Here is an 18,816-nt window from a genome sequence, read left to right as displayed (position 1 = left end):
GATCAGGCCTTCTTGCGCTTGCGCGAACGCTTTCCGCGCAGGAAGGGCATACCCGATCCCTCGCGCGAAGACCCCGCCGCAGCCGATACACCGGGCAACATCTCAGCCATAAGCTCCTCGATGCCCTGAAACAGGTCGTTACGCGAATCGATCAGGTCGCCCACCAGCCCCGCCGCCAGAAGCTCCTCCACATCGGCGCCGCCATCGGGCAGCTCATGCACATGAGTCCCCTTCAACGCGCACGACACGTCCATAGACGACAGCGGCGCCCCCTTGCCGCAGCCGTTCAACGTGAACAGGAACGGGTTGACGGCTATGCCGCATCGGGCGCACAGGTCGAGCGCGCGCTGCGCCGCGTGCACCGACGTGGCTCGCTGGTCGACAAGGAACAGCGCCTTCGAACTGCGCTCCAGCAGCACCGCATGCTGCTCGGCCCACGCACCGCCCGTATTCGCCACGATCACGTCGAAGCGCTCTCGCACGGCATCCAGAAGCGCCGGGGCCTGCGCGACCACCGCCTCGGCGGCATCCACATGCTCCGGAGCGGCCAGCAGCGCCGGCACCTTCCCCTCGCAGGCAAGCTGGGCCAAGCGTTCGGGCCGGGCAAGCACCTCGTCGATGCGCAGGGGCTTTTTCACGCCCATGAGCTGCGCCATATCGCCGAACTGCAGGTCGAAGTCAAGCAGCAGCGTTCGCAGCCCCAGCCCCTGGGCAGCATGCGCCGCCAACAGGGCGACCGCGCTTTTGCCCGCGCCCCCGCTGCCGCTCACCACCGGCAGCAAAAAGCCCTTCGCCGTGGGATGCTGCGCGTTCGCCGCCGAAGCCGAGGAGCTTCCAGAAGCCCCCGACCCCGATGCGGCCCCATAAGGGGAAGCGGTCGCGGCAAAGGCCTTCGTCGCCGATGGGGCGGCAAGGCCCGCCTGAGCGTTCGCCGGCGCATATGATCCGCCCGGCTGCACTCCCGCAGACGACGCCATCGCCGGCGCGGACGCCCGTTCAAGCGCCCCCGGAAAGCCGGCCGCAGGCATCGCGGCCGTTCCATACGGCGAAGCGGCCGAAGGCGCGTTGCCGAACGCCGCTTGCTGCGACACGGCCGTCTCCCCCGCAGACGCGCAACCGGCCTCAGGACCGATTCCCGTCTGCAGCTCGATCGCCCGCATAGCGGCCTGTTTGCATTGCGCATAACGCTCGACGAAAGCCTGCCTGGTCAACGACGCATCCACGCCCGCCGCGGTCGTCCTGGACCGCAGCGACCCCGATTCCTGCGCCGTCAACATGCACACGCGCCTATCGGCGCGATCGCGCTTCAACGCCGCCGCAAGGTTGATGGGGGCCACATCCGCGCAGGAGACCACCCACACCTCCTGCACGCTTGCCGCATCGCGCAACGCCATACGCGCCGCCTCGGCGGACGTGAACGGCATGAGCCACTGCTGCGCAAGCAGGTTCTCCCCCTCAAGGCCCAGCAGCTCCGGATGCCGGAAGCATTCCTCATCGGCGCACAGCGCCACCAACGGCATGGACATCCCTTCTCCTTCCGTTTGCCTTAAAACCGCCCTCACCTCGCATCCGCGCCGGGCAAGGTCAGATACAGCTCGGTTTTCTGAGCCGCCGACACAAGCTCCTCCACCTGGTTCGGGTCGACGGCAAGCGTCACCCACGTCACCTTCGATGCCGACCCCGATGCCTGCCGATCGTCCGTTCCGGCGCTGGTGGCAAGCACGTTCACGCCCCGCGCCAACGCTTGCGTGGCAGCGCTTCCCGTGGCGTACACGTCCACCGACGAACCCGCCGACACCGCGCCGCCCACCGCCTGAACGTCCTTGGCCGGCACGCTGATCGCAACCTTGCCATCGGGCACGTCTATGGCCGCCGATGCCGCGCCGAACCTTCTTCCGGAGAGGACCTCTCCGGAAAGCACCGTGGAAGACGCCTTCGACCCCACAACCTCCGATGTTTGCCTCACCGCTTCGGGCGGCAGCAGGTCGGCTACCCACAAGCGCACCTCCACAGCTCCGGAATCAACCGTTTCACCTGCGGCTATGTCTCGTTTCGCCACGCATACCTCCACCTGGTCGCCGCCGTAGCGGGCCAAGGCGTCGGCCCGGGCGCGCTCCGCCTCGCCGCGCACCGACTGGGTATATCCGAGCACGCACAACGCGCACAGCACGCCGCATATCGCACCCGCCGCAGCGGTCTTGTTCCGTCTCACGCGCACCTCCTTCGCTTCGCAGCATCCAGTATGAAAACGCCATCTTGCGAAACCCTTGCCGGCAACGCCGCTTCTTGTCGTCAGAACCTTGCGGGGCCGTCCAATCCGAAGCCATGCGGAATCCGCTCGACCGCCCCCAAACGCTTACAGAAGCAGGCGGCCCCGGTAGCAGCCGGGTCCATAGCATGAAAAGCCTTGTTGCAGATAGCCCCCTCGACCTCGACGTTCGCGACTACCGCACCACGAAAAGCGTTGCGGCAAACAGCCCCTCGTGCATTCGCGAACCCGCGAAGCAACGCAGGCCGCATAGCCCAGCGCAATACCCCGATGCAAAACCGCCGGCCCGAAAGGCAAGCTCAGACAAGCTCGAGCAAGCCCAGCGGCATCGACGGGTTGTGCAGTATTTGCGAAAGCGGGTTTCTTATGCGACAATAAGCGTCACCAATTAAGAGGACTTAACCGGCCGGTTGGCGCAGCGGGAGCGCAGGTGCCTTACAAGCACAAGGTCACAGGTTCAAATCCTGTACCGGCCACCATTAAAACCGCAGGTCAGACATTTTTCGTCTGACCTTTTCTTTTTTTTCAGGGCAACCAGGAACTTATAAGACGAAAGCGTGTCTGAATTAGAGGCGCCGTCGCAGGCCGGTGCCTCTTTTTGCGGACTTTAATTCGACCGCGCAAGCCTTCCGCCCATACGTTGCACCCATAAAAATGGACGCCGGCCTGCGTCTACGCCCGAAAACCAACACGCTTTTCACGCCAAAAGCCCGACATGGGACAGCGCCCGAAAACGAACGCGCCTTCCGCTTTTACGGACCCGAGACGCGCCGACACCCTGGCGCGGGTCCGCCTTACGCGCCACAAGCCCGGTCCCTTCGCACAAACTCAAAAAGGCCGCCGGCTCAGCCGACGGCCCTCATGCTATGCGATTTCCATTTGACAGCCCGGAAGCCCCGGCCGGATACGCCGAAACCCTGCGACGGACGCGCTGCGCCTTATTCCCCCTGCGCGCCCTTCACGGCCCCGAGCATCTCGCACGCATGGGCAAGCGATGCCTCCGTGGCGTCGCCGGAGAGCATACGGGCGATCTCGGCGGGCCGCTCGTCGGCGGACAGCTGACGCAGGCAGGTCTGGGGCATGCCATCGTCGCCGGCTATCTTGGTGACCGCATAGTGCACATCGCCATGCACGGCAACCTGGGCCAAGTGCGTCACCACGATAACCTGATGGCTACGGGCCAAATCGGCCAGGACCTCGGCCAACGCCACGGCCACGGAACCGCCTACGCCGGCATCCACCTCGTCGAACACCAACGTGTCAACGCTATCGGCCTGCCCAAGCACCACCTTTATGGCCAGCATGACGCGGCTGACTTCGCCGCCTGAAGCTATGCGGGCAAGCGGGCGGGCCTGCATGCCGACGCCGGGCTGGAACATGAACTCCACCTCCGACGCGCCGGAGCGGGTCCACGAAGCACGCGGCAGCGCACGCTGCTCGCACACGAGCTGCGCCGTGCCCATCTCCAGTCGCTGCATCTGCGCCGACACCGCTTGGGAGAACCTTGGCGCAGCTTCGCCGCGCGCATCGTCGAGGCTTCGCGCCGCCGCCGCCAATGCCTGCTCGGCAGCGTCGACCGCTCGCTGCGCGACGCGTTCGCGCTCCTCGGCGTCGTCCACCAACGACACCAGGTCAGCAGCCTCGTCGCGCGCCGCGAGCACATCGGCCATGCGCGGCCCGTAGGCGCGCATGAGCCCTTGCAAAGCCGCCATGCGCTCTTGCCCTCGCTCAAGCTCCTCAGGGTCGAACTCCACCCCATCGCAGTAGTCCCGGGCCGTGCGCGAAACGTCCTCCAGCACGTATCCCGCCTCGCGTAGGGATTCCGCAAGCTTGCCGAGCTCAGGGTCGTAGCGGGACCCCTCGTCCAAGGCCGCCGCGGCGCTGCCCAGCAGATCGATGGCCCCCTCGTCGCCCCCGAGCGCCTGATGCGCGCGATACGCCGACGTCGCAAGCGTTTCAGCGTGCTCGGCGCGGGCAAGCTTGGCCGAAAGCTCCTCGTATTCGCCTTCGCGCGGGGCGACGGCGTCGATGCGCTGCAGCACGAAGCGCGCCTCATCGAGCTTCGCCGACGAGGCGGCTCCGGCGTCGCGGACCCGGGCAAGCTCCGCCGCCGCCCGCGACGCCTCGGCAAACGCCTTCTGATACGCGCAAAGCGCCTCGGCCACGTCCTGCCCGGCCCATGCGTCGAGCATCCCCACGTGCGCTGCCGGCCTCAAAAGCTGCTGCTGGTCGTGCTGGCCGCACAGATCGATGGAGGGCGACACCGCGCCCGCCAACTCCCGCACGCTTGCCATGCGGCCGTCAAGCGTGACGCGCGAGCGCCCGTCGGCGCCCACGCGGCGCACGGCCACCAGCTCATCATCGCCTTCGCACGGCTCATCGCCGTCCGAGGACGCACGCGAAAGCCCGAAGAAACGTCCGCTGACCTCCAAACCGTCCTGGCCATCGCGCACGGAATCCTTATCCGCACGGGAGCCCATGAGCAGCTTGAGCGCCGACAGCAGCGCCGTTTTGCCGGCGCCCGTCTCGCCCGTGAGCACGGTCAGGCCCTGCGCGGGGACAAGGGAGGCCTGCTTAATCAGCGCCAGGTTCTTAACTTGCATCTCGTCGATCATGGCGGTTCCTTCTGCGTGCGGATCGTGAGGCCGCAACACGTACGACTGTTCTATATTGCACAGTATACCAGCGTTACCACGCAACGAACGCGCAGGGGAAGGCTTTTCGGGGCATCCGACATAAGTCGGCAGGAAACCTCCCCATACCCCGAAAACCTTGCACACCCTTCCCCTTTAAAGAGCGAACTTGCTCCTCAAGCTTGCAGACGCGTCCTGCTCGCCGGCCTCGTCGGCCTGCGCGCCGCTGCGATGCCGCCACTCCATGAGAAACGCCACGCAATCCATGCGGTTGCCCTGGCGCAGCAGCTCGATCTGCGCATCGAAGCGCTTGTCCTCCATAAGCCCCAGATCTGCCAGCTGGCGCACCATCTCCAGGCTGCCCTCCCGGGCGATGCGCACGAGCGCCTCGCGCCCCGCGGCGCGCACCTCGTCGGCGAAGGCGGCCTGCATCTGCGCATCCAGCCCCACGGGCCGCTCAAGGCGATGCAGCAGCGCCCCCAACCTGTCGGGAACGTTCTTGCCCGACCTGAGCACCTCGTCATAGCGAGGCAGGTCGAACGGGTCGGAGCCGGGCTCGGCGTCAAGGGTGAAGCAGCTGAGCAGCTGATCGGCGGGCACGTGCACCGCAACGCCGGACCACGCCAGCCGGCACACGGAGAACTCGAAGCTTCCCTCGCCCACCGAGCGAAGCGATTTCGGCAGAGCCACGGGCCCCTCGAGCGTACGCGAGCAGAAGCTATGCGCGCCCACGCGCTCAAGACCCTCGGGGAGCACCAGGCGCTTCGTTCCGCGGCACGCGTTGCCGTCTCCCACTTCGCGAACCGTTGCGGGGATGATCAGGGTCTTCGGCGCATACGGCAGGGCGCTTGGGGCGATGCGCGTCAGCTGCGCGCCCCGCACCTGGCCAGGCAAAGCCAGCGTTTCGACGACCTGGGGCTGCGCAAGCACCGCCGCCGACGGCCCCTGGCCGACCGGCCCCAACCTGCCGCCCGACACAAGCCCTCCGCAATCGTTGGCCTCGGCGCGCGCCGCCGCCTGCTTCGCATCCACGGCAACGCCCTCGTCGCTGGCTGCAGCAGCGCGCGCACGCGCCGCCACGCTGGCGAAGCGCTTCGATGCGGACTTCGGGGGCTGCGGGCCCGCCACCAGCAAGGCCGCGCCGTCGCGGCAGTCGAACCAGCAGCCGTCCGCCTCGATGGCGTCAGGACCGCACACGCGCACGCCTCGGCGGCGCAGGCGGCGCGCGCCGTCGCAACCGGCCGGGCACATCCACAGCGCGGCATCCCATTGCTTGGCCCGGACATGCTGCAAACACGCCGGCGCCGACACCACATGCGGCGGCTCGCAGCCCTGCGCGAACGCCGTCTCGCCGACCACCTCAACGCCGTCGGGAAGGGCATAGCGCTCCTCATAGGGCGGGGCGCAGAACAAGAGCATCTTCCCATCCGCGGAAAGCAGGCTGCCGTCCTGCGCTTTATAATGCTCGTTTTCCCCGCTCACCGAATAGGTGCGGCGCTCGAGCGGCGGCGTGACGCCGGAAAGGTCGCAAGCCTGGGCGCCGCCGGCGCGCACGCCCGCCCCCAGATGGATGTGACGCCCGGGCAAGGCCGAGAAGGCGCCGGCGCCGATGCGCTGCACCGTGTCGGGCACCACCAGCACGTCAACGCCCACACCGCGCACCAAACGACGTGCGAACGCGCCAGGCGCGATGCGCACCACGGGAACGCCGTCCACGAACGAGGGGAGCACCACGGCAAGGCCCGACTGCGCTCCGGCCGCTTGCGCAAGCGCGCGCAGATCCAAGCCGACCAGGGCATAGCCCGCCTCCTCGCGCTGAACCGACACGGCCGGGGCATCCCGCTCGTCGGGCACGTCCACGGCCGCGGCGCCCCCCACGCCCTCTTGACGAGCCGCCATGGCCAACAGGCGCGCGCGGGCGTCATCATCCACGCCCATGCCCAGCGACCCCGCCGCCAGCAAATCGCCGTCGGCGTCGCCTTCCACCTGCCCGGCGCGCGCGGCGCCGCCTTCCCATGATTGATACGGCAGCAGCTGCGGCGACCACACCTCGCCCGCCTGCGAACGCCCCGGGCTCACCTCGCGCACCTGATCTGCCGCAAGGCTCACCGGCGCCGCAAGGGCGCGCGCCACCACCTCCTGCGCTTTCGCGCCATGCGTTGCGAACACCATCTGCTCAGCCGCTGCCATCGAAGCACCTCCCATATCAAGGCCCTGTGTTTACCCGCTTTGCCGCCCATGCTACACTGCGCGAAGCGACGAAATCAAGCGACGGGAGGCCCTCAATGGCACATAACGCCTCAGGTCGGCTTGCCCAGCAAGCCCTTGAGCTCACCCGCAACAAGCTGCTGGTCAGCTTGCGCTTCATGAACGCCGCGTTCGCCCATCTCAAGCTGCTGGCGCAACCGGGTCAGACCATCGCCACCGATGGCACGTACCTGCGCTACAGCCCGGCCGACGTGGCGCGCACCTTCGCGTCAAGCCCGGAGGAGCTTGCACGCACGTACCTGCACATCATGCTGCACGACGTGTTCTTGCACCCCTTCCCCAACCCGAACATGGACGCCGCGCGCTGGGATGCCGCGTGCGACATAGCCGTCGAAGCGGTCATCACCCAGCTGGCGCTGCCGGCCACGGCAAGCCCGCGCGCCGCGCGTCAAACCGCCGCTCTCGCCCAGCTTCAAGCGGAATGCCCGCAGCTCACCGCCGAGGCGCTATACCGCTACTTCGCCGACAAGGGAATGGACGGCCAGGAACTCGCACAGCTGGCTGCGCCCTTCGTCGCCGACGACCACGAGCCCTGGCACCGCATGGCGGCCGAGGAGGCCGCGCGTCGTCAAGCCCAAACGGGCGAGAAGCAGGAGAACGCCGCCGATTCCCCCGCCCCCGCTGCCGGCGAGGCGGGCAAGAACGGCACGGACATGCCCATGCCCGACGAGGCGCGCAAGGCAAAGCCCAATCACAAGGCCCACCGCGGCCTGTCGCTCGACGACATCACCGAGAAGGAGGCGCCCGAGCAGGCCCGCGGCGTGCAGGCCAACCGCTTCGCCGACACCGTCAACCTCGACCGCTCGCGCGACCAGTGGAAGAACGCGGCGCTGGAAATGGGCGTGCAGCTTGACTCTTATATCAAGCTTTGGGGCGTGGAAGGGTCCAACCTTTCCATGAACCTGCGCTCGGTCACCCGCCGCCGGCAGGACTTCACGGCTTTCCTGCGCAAGTTCGCGCGCATGGGCGAGCATGTACGCGTCAACGACGACGAGTTCGACTACGTCTACTATTGCTACGGCCTTTCGCGCTACGGCAACCTGCCGCTGATCGAGCCTTTGGAATACGTCGAGGAGCGGCGCATCCGCGATTTCGTCATAGCCATCGACACTTCCGCGTCCACCAAAGACGGGCTGGTCAGGCGTTTTCTTGAGCGCACGTATTCCATCTTGTCCAACGAGACGGGCTTTTTCACCCGCATGAACGTGCATCTGGTGCAATGCGACGCCGCTGTAACGGCCGTGGACTGCATCCACAGCTTGGACGAACTGGACGACTTCATGGACAACGTGAAGGTCCAAGGTCTGGGCGGAACCGATTTCCGACCCGTGTTCGCCTACGTTGAAGATGCACTTGAACGAGGCGAGTTCCAAAACCTCGGCGGCCTTCTCTACTTCACCGACGGCCAAGGCACCTACCCTGCCCACAAGCCGTCCTTCGATACCGCTTTCGTGTTCCCCGACGCCGAGACCGCCGACGCGAGCGCGCCGGTGCCGCCCTGGGCCATGAAGGCCGTCCTCGACGAAACGTTTACCGAGCAGGCCGGCGACCTGGCCTAGCACCACCCCATCGAGCAAGGAGCAGCCATGGATATCCAACAGGCGAAACAGCAGATCAAGTACACCATGCAGGCGTATTTCGCCAAAGACGAGTTCGGCGGCTACGCCCTGCCGCCGCAGCGCCAGCGCCCCATCTTCCTGCTAGGCGCGCCCGGCATCGGCAAAACCGCCATCGTCGAGCAGATCGCCCAGGAGCTTGAGGTGGGATTCGTTTCCTACTCCATGACCCATCACACGCGTCAAAGCGCGCTGGGCCTGCCGTTCATCGCCCAGAAGGAATACGGCGGGAAAACCTACGACGTGTCCGAATACACCATGAGCGAGATCATCGCCGCGGTCTACGATGCCATCGAGCAGACGGGGCATCGCGAGGGCATCCTGTTCCTCGACGAGATCAACTGCGTCTCGGAAACGCTCACGCCCGCCATGCTGCAGTTCCTGCAGTACAAGGTGTTCGGCCGCCACAAGGTCCCCGAGGGCTGGATCGTGGTGACGGCGGGCAACCCGCCCGAGTACAACCGCACGGCGCGCGACTTCGACCTGGCAACGTGGGACCGCTTGAAGCGCCTTGACGTGGAGCCCGACTTCCAGGCATGGCGCGAATATGCGCTCGGCCACGGCGTGCATCCGGCGGTCATCACCTACCTTGACGTCGAGCAAGACCACTTCTACCACCTGGAGACCACGCCCGACGGCAAGGAATTCGTCACGGCACGCGGTTGGGACGACCTGTCGAGCGCCATCAGGCTTTACGAAGCGCAGGACCTGCCCGTCGACGAGGTGCTCATCGGCCAATACGTGCAGGCGCCCCAGATCGCCAAGCGTTTCGCCGTGTACTACGACCTGTTCACGAAGTATCGTGCCGACTACCAGGTGGATCGCGTGCTTGCGGGCACGGCCGGCCCCGAAGTGATCGAGCGCGCCCAGGCCGCGCCCTTCGACGAGCGCGTGTCGGTAGTGGGACTGCTTTCCGACGCGCTTGCAGGCGTGCTGCGCGAAGCGGTGCTCGAGGAAGGCGCCGTGGAGTTCGCGCACCCGCGCCTGGCGGCCATGCGCGACAAGCTTGAGGCCGCAGGCGCAGCCGACGCCACCGAGGAGGTGCGCGCGCAGGAGTCCGAGGTGCGCCGCCTGCTGCGCACCGATCGCGCAAGCGGGCTTCTGTCCGAGCAGAAGTATCGCTCCTACGAGCGTGCGATCGACATGCTCCAACAAGCGCAGCATCTGGGAGCGCAAACCGGGTCGCTTACGTTCGACCAGGTCAAAGAAGCGTTCTCTAAGATGCTCGGCGGGCTTGAGAGCCGTGTTGAGCAGGGCGAGCAGGCCCTTGACCGCGCATTGGCGTTCGCCGAGCAGGCGTTTGGCGAGGGTCAGGAGATGCTGCTGCTCATCACCGACCTCTCCGCGAACCGCTACAGCATGGCGTTCATCAACGCCCACGGAAGCGAGCGCTTCTTCAAGCACAACAGCGCGCTTCTGTTCGGCGACCGCGGCGCCGACCTGGCGGCCCGCATCAAGCAGACCGCGCTCGAGGAAGAATAGCGCCGGCAATGGCGACGGGCTGCAAGCGCTAAATCGCAGCCCGTCGCCGTATTCCCCGACCAGATGCTGGCAGCCAGCGGGCGCCGGGCACGCATCGAGCCGACATCGTCGAAGCCTTTGCTCGATGCGCTTTCCAACTAGCCATTAACAACCCGGGCGATAGCCGCGACATAACGGAGCGCGATTGCCGGCACGGCTCAACCCGCTCGTTTTTTTGCGCGCACGCATAAAACGAAACAGGCATCGCCAAATGAAAACACCGGGCCGCAGCTTGCAAGCTGCGGCCCGGTGCGCTTGCAGGGTTGATCGTCAACGACGCATTGCGCCACCTTGGACCGGTTATGCCTCCACATTGCCTTCCAGCACATCGGCAAGCGTGATGCGGTCGATATAGGCGTTGATGGCGTTGCCCATCCCCCGCCAGAAGCCGCGAGCCTCGCAACCGTCCGCAAGGCCGCATTTGCCCTCATCGTCCACGCATGCAACCGGCATGCAGGAACCTTCCGTGGCGCGCAGCACATCACCGATGCGAATCTGATCAGCAGGCCTGGCCAGATAGTACCCGCCGCTCACGCCGCGGATGCTCTTCAGCACCCCGGCGCGCACGAGAGCACCACCCAGCTGCTCTAAATACTTGACGGAAAGCCCCTGGCGTTGCGCCGCCTGCCTCATAGTGACAAGCGCGCCAGCATCCCCTTGCTTGGCGATATCGATCATAAGCCTGAGGGCGTAGCGCCCCCTTGTCGAAACCATCATCGTAGCGTCCCATCCTCACCTTGTCGCGCCCCGCTTCCCCAACGAGGCGAACGCCCGCCCGCTTGCGCAAATGCGCGATCATCCCACAATCGCACGCAAAGACATCTGCAAGGGCATGCGCATCAGGCTAAAACCAACTATAAGACGAGCATATTAGAAGTAAGTTAGTATCAATTGGATTAATGCCGTTAACGCGCGTCAGCGGCGGGAAATCACTATGAGCGGCATTTGAAAACCCCGCGCTCAAACCATGAACGGGCGCCCTCTGCCCAACGCCGTTTGCTACCATAGCGCCTATGAATAGCAGAAACCGCAACGGGCAGCCCGCCCGCACCTCATCATCAACGCGCAATACATCCACGAAGCCCCGGGTCTCAACACCGATGGGCAGCGCATCTGCACGACCCCGCACCTCTGCGGCAACGCGCAACGCATCCAAGCGGCCTCAAAGCTCGCCGTCGGCACGAAATGCATCCGCGCTACCTCGCACCTCTCCGTCGACGCGCAACGCTTCCACGCGGTCCGGATCGACTCACCCTCAACAGCGCCCGCGCCGCAACGCCAGCGCCCGCAAGCCGTTTGTCATCCTTGTGTTCGCGCTTGCGCTCATCGTCGTCGGCGTATCGGCATGCAACGCGACATCGGCGCTGCTCAACGGCTCGTCGCAGGAAGAAACCTCCCGCTCGGCCAATACGAAGCAGCCCTACGTCAGCCCTTACGATTTCTCAGGGCTCTCCCAGCAAAACGGCAGGTTCTCATACTCCGAGAACGGGGTCGGAAAGTCGCAAACGGGGATCGACGTGTCCGAAATGCAAGGCGTCATCGATTGGGAGCAGGTTGCAAACGACGGAATTCAGTTCGCCTTCGTGCGAGCCGGCTACCGCGGCACCACCGAAGGCGGCTTGTTCGCAGACGCTCGCCTGAACGAGAACCTTGACGGTGCGACCGATGCGGGTTTGCAGACCGGCGTGTACTTTTACTCGCAAGCAACCAGCGCCGAGGAGGCGCAGGAAGAAGCCGACTTCGTGCTTGACCAGCTTGGCGGCCGCAAGCTCGACCTTCCCATAACCTTCGACCACGAGAAGGACACGACGGTGAACGCACGTGGCAATAGTGTGGACCGGGACACCCTCACGGCCGCTGCGCTGGCGTTCTGCCAGCGCATAGAGCAAGCAGGATACCGCTCCATGGTATATGGCAACAAAGTGGATATCGCCCGCATGAACCTGGATAGCCTGGGCAGCCGCCCCGTCTGGTTCGCCGAATACAACGCGCCGCAACCCTCCGGGCAGTTCGATTTCGTCTTATGGCAGTACAGCAACACCGGCAGCGTGGCCGGCATATCCACCCCCGTCGACATGAACCTGCGCTTCACTGATATGCTCTAAACGCGAAAACTCGCAGCTTGGCAAAACCTGAAGCTAACTTCATGTGCTAGCGTGCGTAATGAAACCACCCGCAACGCGAAAGGCCTTCCATGAGCACCGACATCCCCGCCCCGCTTCCCGCTGAGCTTTCCAAGAAGCACGAAGCGCTGAAAGAGCACCTGGCGAAACTGGGAACGGTTGCCGTGGCGTTTTCCGGCGGCGTGGACTCCACCCTGCTGTTAAGCGCTGCAGCCGACGTGCTAGGTGATAACGTCGTCGCCATCACCGCCCGTGCGCAGATGATACCCACGCGCGAGATTCGCGAAGCAAGCGATTTTTGCGCCAAGCGAGGCATCCGCCATGTGGTGATGGACGTCGACGCCTTGGCCATACCCGGCTTCGCCGAAAACCCCGCAGATCGATGCTACCACTGCAAAAGCGCGCTGTTCGCCCGCATCATGGACCAGGCTGCATGCCTGGGAATACCCTACATTGCCGAAGGCACCAACACCAGCGACTTGGGAGACTACCGCCCCGGACTCAAAGCGCTTGGCGAGCTGAAGGTGGACAGCCCGTTGTTGGCAGCGGGCCTGTCGAAAGCCGATGTTCGGGCCCTATCCCGCAAACTTGGCCTTCCAACCTGGGACAAGCCCTCTTACGCGTGCCTTGCAAGCCGCATTCCCTACAACGAGGGCATCACCACTGAAAAGCTTCGATCCGTTGAGCATGCCGAGGATGCGCTTATGGACGCAGGCTTTCCCCAGATACGCTGCCGCGCCCATGGGGACCTTGCACGCATCGAGGTGGCACCAGACCGGCGAGCAGCGCTTATGGACGCGCTGATATCCACCGACCTGGCCAAGCGCATACACGATGCAGGGTTCGCCTACGTGACCGTTGACGCCGACGGCTATCGCACCGGCAGCCTCAACCAAAACGTTCCCGAATAAGCCGAATGCGGCAGCGACGCCGCGAGACGGCAAACGCCGCCCATACGCAGCTTTACGACCGGCGCGAGCTGCCGTACGCCGCGTTCTTGCGATTGCCGAAGGCACTGCCCTTGCGCGCGCTCTTCTTCAGGTCCTTGAGCACATCCGCCTCGCTTTCGCCCTCCACGCCGGCACGCAGGCGCACCACCTCGTCTCGCAAGCGCGCCGCCTCTTCGAAGTCCATATTGCGCGACGCCTCGGCCATATCCTCCTCCATGCTGGAGATAACGCGCAGCACTTCTTCGCGCGACAGCTCGGCAAGCTGCATGTTCACCTGCTCGGACGACACATCGCCCATTTCCCCATGCACGTAGCTCATGATGTCCACGACCGCCTTCGTGACCGTTTTGGGCGTGATGCCGTGCTCTTCGTTGTACGCCATCTGGATGCTGCGACGGCGCCGCGTTTCGGAGATGGCCAGGTCCATGGAGTCGGTGGTTTTATCGGCATACATGATCACCTGGCCGTTCGCGTTACGAGCCGCGCGGCCGATGGTCTGGATCAGGCTGCGCTGGTTGCGCAGGAAGCCTTCCTTGTCGGCATCGAGGATGGCGACCAACGTCACTTCAGGTAGGTCCAGGCCCTCGCGCAACAGGTTGATTCCCACCAGCGCGTCGAACTTGCCCAAACGCAGATCGCGCAGGATATCCACGCGCTCAAGCGTGCCGATGTCGCTGTGCATGTAACGGGCGCGTATGCCTCGATCCAAAAGATGGTCGGTCAAGTCCTCGGCCATCTTCTTGGTAAGCGTGGTTATGAGCACGCGCTCGTTGCGCTCGGCACGCTCCTTCGCCTCGTCGATGATGTCGTCGATCTGGCTTGCGCTGCCGCGCAGGATGATCTCGGGGTCCAGCAAGCCCGTGGGGCGGATGATCTGCTCCACCTGTTGCTGGCTGACCTTCAGCTCGTAATCGCCGGGCGTTGCCGACACGTAGATGAACTGCGGCACGCGCTCCTCGAACTCGTCGAAACGCAGCGGACGGTTATCCAGGCAGCTGGGCAGCCGGAACCCGTGCTCGGTCAAGGTGATCTTGCGGCTGCGGTCGCCCTCGTGCATGCCGCGGATCTGGGGCACCGTCACATGGCTCTCGTCGATGATGCACAGGAAATCGTCCGGGAAATAGTCGATGAGCGTGTACGGAGGCTCTCCGGGCTCGCGCCCGTCGAGATGTCGGGAGTAGTTCTCGATGCCGCTGCAAAACCCCATGGTCTCCAGCATCTCAAGATCGTAGTTCACGCGCATCTCCAGCCGCTGGGCCTCAAGCAGCTTGCCCTCCTCCTTGAACTGCTGCAGACGCTCGCGCAGTTCCTCTTGGATGGTTTTGATGGCGTGCTCCATCTTCGGGCGCGCCGTTACGTAATGGGAGGCCGGCCAAATAGGCAGGGCCTCATAGGTTTGCAAAACCTCGCCCGTTACGTTGTCGATCTCGGAAATCTGCTCTATTTCATCGCCCCAGAACTCCACACGCACCGGATTGTCCGCATACGGAGGGAACACATCCAGGTTATCCCCGCGCACGCGGAACGTACCGCGCTTCAACTCATAGTCGTTTCGATCGTATTGGATATCGATAAGGTCATGGATCATCTGGTCGCGATCCATCTCCTTCTGCTTGTCCACGAACACGGCCATGCCTGCATAGTCCATGGGGCTGCCGATGCCGTAGATGCAGCTGACCGACGCCACCACGATGACGTCGCGCCTGGAAAGGAGCGCGCTAGTGGCGGCATGGCGCAGCTTCTCCACCTCTTCGTTGATGGAGGCGTCCTTCTCGATGAACGTGTCCGACGAGGGCACGTACGCCTCAGGCTGGTAATAATCGTAGTAGCTGACGAAATACACCACGGCGTTGTCGGGGAAGAACTCCTTGAGCTCGCTTGCAAGCTGGGCGGCAAGCGTCTTGTTCGGCGCCATGACAAGCGTGGGGCGCTGCACCGCCTCGATGGTTTTCGCCATGGTGAACGTTTTGCCCGAGCCCGTGACGCCCAGAAGCGTTTGATACCGCAGCCCGTCCTCAACGCCCTGCGCCAGCTTTTTGATGGCCTGCGGCTGATCGCCTGAAGGCTCATAAGGGCTGACCGTTCGAAACGGAGTGTTCGCAAGGCGCACTTCGGGCAACTTGCCCTCCATCGCCATGCCCTCGATGTTCTTCAGATGGCTGCTCATGTGCAATCACGTCCTTCGCAGGCGCTTCCTTCGAATCAGTGCCCGAAGTCTAGCACGGTGCACGGAAAAGAACAAGTGTACGTTTTCGCTTCACATATATGACAACGCAAAAGACCCCTGCAACGCATCGCGCCCGGCAAATAGCCGACGCAACGCGCCGCAGGGGCCGCAACGTTCCAAACTATCGCGCCCATCGGCGCGATATCGCCCTAGTCCAGCGTCTTGCTGTACTCGCGCCACCACTGCTCGACCTGCTCGCGCAGCTGCTCGGGCGTGCCGTCGTTGTTGAACACCACGTCGGATTGCTCGATGCGGTCCGCGTCGCTGATCTGACGGGCGATGCGGCGACGCACGTCCTGCTCGTCCCAGCCGCCTGCAACGGCGCGCTCGATGCGGTCGTCAAGCGGGGCCAGCACGGCAATGACCACGTCGGCGCCATTGGCCATGGACACCTGGCGGTTCTTGAACACCGAGTACTCCACCACCACGGCCTTGTTGCCCTGGCGCTCAAGCTCGTCGAGCTGATCGGTGAACGCCTCCTCGATGCGCGGCATGGTGATGCGGTTGAGCTTGCGCGTCTCCGCCGGCGTGGCGAAAGCCTTCGCCGCCACCTTCGAGCGCACGATCTGGCCGTCAGCGCCCAGGATATCGGCGCCGAACGCCTCTACCAGGTCGGCTTTGACCGTATCCCACAGCAGCACGTCATGACCGACCTTGTCGAGGTCGATGTACGGGACTCCCTGCTCGGCCAGAACCTTGCGGGCCGTCGACTTGCCGGCGCCCATGCCGCCGATGACGAACAGCTTCTTCATACCCATGCCTGCCTCCTTTGTCGGCATCGCAGCGTTGCCTTCACGCATATCTGGTTCATATGATACACGCACCGCGCAGCCGAAACGCACGGCACATGCCATCATTTGCCGACAGGTTACGGTAGGCGGCACTGGTATACTGGGGCGATGTGCTGCGGATTAAGGGAGCGCAGCAGATGAGAAGGGAACTATCATGCCGGAAACGCCGGCTGGGAGCCATGCACGCAACCGCTCGCGAAGCGCATACGCAAGCCCCGCATCGGATTCTTACACGCAAAACCGTTCCAATACGCACGGCCGCGCCTCAAGCGCCCCGGCCGCCGCATCGCACGACACCCGCCGTGCAAATGCCGCAACGGACGGCCGTCGCGGCAACGCGCACAGCACATCGCCGCGGACCTCGCGCGCATCTGGCAGCGTAGAGCAGCCCAAGCGGAAGAAATCGCGTTACATCCCCGCCCTCGACGGCCTGCGCGCGCTTGCCGTGCTTGGCGTTATCGCCTATCACATGGGCATGGCCTGGATGCCCGGCGGCCTGCTTGGCGTCACCGTGTTCTTCGTGCTGTCAGGCTACCTGATCACCAGCCTGCTGCTCATCGAATGGGATTCCACGGGCACCATCGACTTGCCGCAGTTCTGGCTACGCCGCGTGAAACGTCTGTTCCCGGCCATCGCCTTCGTCATCATAGTCACCGCCGTGCTCTGCACGCTGTTCGACCATAGCCTTCTCACGAAGCTGCGCGAAGACATGTGGGCGGCGCTCTGTTGGGTGACCAACTGGTGGTATATCCTGCGCGACGTATCCTACTTCGACGCCTTGGGCGCCCCCAGCCCCGTCACCCACTTCTGGTCGCTTGCCATCGAGGAGCAGTTCTACGTGGTTTGGCCCGTGGCGCTCATCCTTGCGCACAAGTTCGGCGTGAAGCGCACCCATATGCGCAACGCCACCTTCGTGCTCGCGCTTGCCTCCGCCCTTGAGATGGCGATTCTGTTCAACCCCGACGCCGACCCCTCGCGCGTGTACTACGGAACCGACACCCGCGCGTTCAGCCTGCTCATCGGCGCATGGCTTGCCTTCGTATGGCCGTCGAACCAACTTGGCGCGAACAACGAGATCCACCTGGACCGCAACGTGCGGCTGGCGCTTGACGCCGTGGGCGGCATCGCGCTCATCGGCTTGGTAGCCATGATGGCAGGCATCGAGGGCACGTCGGCGTTCATGTACCGCGGCGGCATCCTGCTCGCCTCCGCGATCACCATGGTCATCATCGCTGTCATCGTGCACCCGTCTAGCCTGTTGGCGAAGGTGTTCGCCGCAAAACCGCTCGTATGGATCGGCCTGCACTCCTACGGCATGTATCTGTGGCACTACCCTATCCTTCTGCTTATGAACCCGCGCAGCAACATCGACGGCACCCCGTGGTGGATGTACCTGGTTGAGCTTGCCATCATCTTCGCCATCTCGTGGTTCTCCTACAAGTTTGTGGAAGACCCCATCCGCCATGGAGCCATCGGGAAGTTCGTGGGCGATGTGCGCAGCGGGCAGATCCTGCTTGCCGACTGGCTTCGCAGCCACGCCTTGCCCACGGCTGCGGCCTCCGTGCTCACCATCGTCTGCATCGGCGGTCTGATCTTCGTACCCGACACCTCCGCGCTTGAAGGCGGCGATTTGCTGAAGGACGAATCGGCGCATGTTGCAGGCCTGCCCGCAGACACGTCAGGAGCCACCGCAGCAGCCGAGAAGCCCAAGCTCGACGTGCTCATGATCGGCGACTCGGTATCGGTGCGAGCCATCCCCAACTTCACTGAAACGTTCCCCTACGGCGCCATCGATGCCGCCGTGAACCGTCAGCTCACCGTCGGCGAGGAAGTGTACCGCTCCTATGCCGAGCAGGATATCGTGGGCGATGTGGTGGTGTTCGCCTTGGGAACGAACGGGCAGGCCACCGACGAGCAGCTGGACGACCTGCTTGGCGTGGTGGGCACCGACAAGCACGTGTTCTTCGTGAACACCCGCAGCCCGCAAAGCTGGATGGCGGAGACGAACGCCGCGCTCGACCGCGCTGCCGAGCGCTACAGCAATGTGCAGGTTATCAACTGGTACGACCTAAGTGCATCGCACGGCACCTGGTTCGACGGCGACGGCACGCATCTGTCCTCGGAAGGCGCGCAAGCCTATATCGACATGGTCCACGACGCCATCGGAGGCCTTCTGCCCGAGCACAAGGAAGGCGACCAGGTAGCACATGCCGAAACGCCTATGGAAGCTGCAACCTCGAAGGCCATCGCAGCCCAGCAGGCAGCCGTGGCCTCCATTGCCACCAATATTGCCAACAGCCTTGGAGAGCACCCGCAGGAGTAGACGCATCTAGGTCGACACGCGCTCAAGCCGAACGATTTCGGGCCGCAATCGTATGCGAATCAACGCATCGCGATTGCGGCCCGATCTGCGTTAAA

The 18,816-nt window shown here is 64.4% G+C and carries 12 protein-coding genes and 1 tRNA gene; 6 read left to right on the top strand and 7 right to left on the bottom strand.

Annotated features, from left to right (window positions below; genetic code table 11):
* Positions 1-2: 2 nt before the first annotated feature.
* Both Q0G75_RS03560 and cpaB read right to left on the bottom strand, forming a co-directional pair.
* Positions 3-1,526 (bottom strand): hypothetical protein, encoded by a 1,524-nt coding sequence (locus Q0G75_RS03560; protein ID WP_294416616.1) that lies wholly within the window; start codon positions 1,524-1,526, stop codon positions 3-5.
* A 32-nt stretch (positions 1,527-1,558) separates the two neighbouring features.
* The gene (gene cpaB, locus Q0G75_RS03555; RefSeq protein WP_294416618.1) at positions 1,559-2,212 is read right to left on the bottom strand and encodes a Flp pilus assembly protein CpaB; all 654 of its coding nucleotides are present in this window, start codon (positions 2,210-2,212) and stop codon (positions 1,559-1,561) included.
* A gap of 461 nt (positions 2,213-2,673) precedes the next feature.
* Here cpaB and Q0G75_RS03550 point away from each other — a divergent pair.
* A tRNA-Val gene (locus Q0G75_RS03550) sits at positions 2,674-2,748 on the top strand.
* A gap of 459 nt (positions 2,749-3,207) precedes the next feature.
* On the opposite strand, the gene recN is transcribed toward Q0G75_RS03550, so the two are convergent.
* Both recN and Q0G75_RS03540 read right to left on the bottom strand, forming a co-directional pair.
* Entirely contained in the window at positions 3,208-4,884 is a 1,677-nt protein-coding gene (gene recN / locus Q0G75_RS03545; protein WP_294415496.1) for a DNA repair protein RecN, read from the bottom strand.
* A 174-nt stretch (positions 4,885-5,058) separates the two neighbouring features.
* The gene (locus tag Q0G75_RS03540; protein ID WP_294415498.1) at positions 5,059-7,092 is read right to left on the bottom strand and encodes a hypothetical protein; all 2,034 of its coding nucleotides are present in this window, start codon (positions 7,090-7,092) and stop codon (positions 5,059-5,061) included.
* Positions 7,093-7,187: 95 nt separating this feature from the next.
* Here Q0G75_RS03540 and Q0G75_RS03535 point away from each other — a divergent pair, with 95 nt between their 5' ends.
* Together Q0G75_RS03535 and Q0G75_RS03530 are read left to right on the top strand one after the other, a co-directional pair.
* The gene (locus tag Q0G75_RS03535; RefSeq protein WP_294415499.1) at positions 7,188-8,729 is read left to right on the top strand and encodes a VWA-like domain-containing protein; all 1,542 of its coding nucleotides are present in this window, start codon (positions 7,188-7,190) and stop codon (positions 8,727-8,729) included.
* Between the two features lie 27 nt (positions 8,730-8,756).
* Entirely contained in the window at positions 8,757-10,268 is a 1,512-nt protein-coding gene (locus tag Q0G75_RS03530) for a MoxR family ATPase (RefSeq protein WP_294415501.1), read from the top strand.
* 339 nt (positions 10,269-10,607) lie between these two features.
* On the opposite strand, the gene Q0G75_RS03525 is transcribed toward Q0G75_RS03530, so the two are convergent.
* Complete coding sequence (locus Q0G75_RS03525) at positions 10,608-11,024, bottom strand: Rrf2 family transcriptional regulator (RefSeq protein ID WP_294415503.1); 417 nt, start codon at positions 11,022-11,024, stop codon at positions 10,608-10,610.
* Between the two features lie 590 nt (positions 11,025-11,614).
* Between Q0G75_RS03525 and Q0G75_RS03520 the strand changes: the two genes are divergently transcribed.
* Together Q0G75_RS03520 and larE are read left to right on the top strand one after the other, a co-directional pair.
* Positions 11,615-12,412, top strand: a complete 798-nt coding sequence (locus Q0G75_RS03520) for a glycoside hydrolase family 25 protein (protein ID WP_294415505.1) — start codon at positions 11,615-11,617, stop codon at positions 12,410-12,412.
* An 89-nt stretch (positions 12,413-12,501) separates the two neighbouring features.
* Positions 12,502-13,341 (top strand): ATP-dependent sacrificial sulfur transferase LarE, encoded by an 840-nt coding sequence (gene larE, locus Q0G75_RS03515; RefSeq protein WP_294415506.1) that lies wholly within the window; start codon positions 12,502-12,504, stop codon positions 13,339-13,341.
* Between the two features lie 52 nt (positions 13,342-13,393).
* Here the strand turns inward: larE and uvrB are convergent, their stop codons facing one another.
* The gene (gene uvrB, locus Q0G75_RS03510; RefSeq protein WP_294415636.1) at positions 13,394-15,517 is read right to left on the bottom strand and encodes an excinuclease ABC subunit UvrB; all 2,124 of its coding nucleotides are present in this window, start codon (positions 15,515-15,517) and stop codon (positions 13,394-13,396) included.
* A gap of 239 nt (positions 15,518-15,756) precedes the next feature.
* Positions 15,757-16,365: a dephospho-CoA kinase gene (gene coaE / locus Q0G75_RS03505; protein ID WP_258795715.1), complete on the bottom strand. Its 609-nt coding sequence runs from the start codon at positions 16,363-16,365 to the stop codon at positions 15,757-15,759.
* Positions 16,366-16,552: 187 nt separating this feature from the next.
* On the opposite strand from coaE, the gene Q0G75_RS03500 reads away from it, so the two are divergent.
* On the top strand, positions 16,553-18,721 hold the full coding sequence (locus Q0G75_RS03500) for an acyltransferase family protein (protein ID WP_294415509.1): 2,169 nt from the start codon (positions 16,553-16,555) through the stop codon (positions 18,719-18,721).
* Positions 18,722-18,816 lie beyond the last annotated feature (95 nt).

Source organism: uncultured Senegalimassilia sp., assembly GCF_934636665.1.
In the GTDB taxonomy this organism is placed as follows: domain Bacteria; phylum Actinomycetota; class Coriobacteriia; order Coriobacteriales; family Eggerthellaceae; genus Senegalimassilia.
This window is presented reverse-complemented; position numbering and strand designations above follow the sequence as displayed.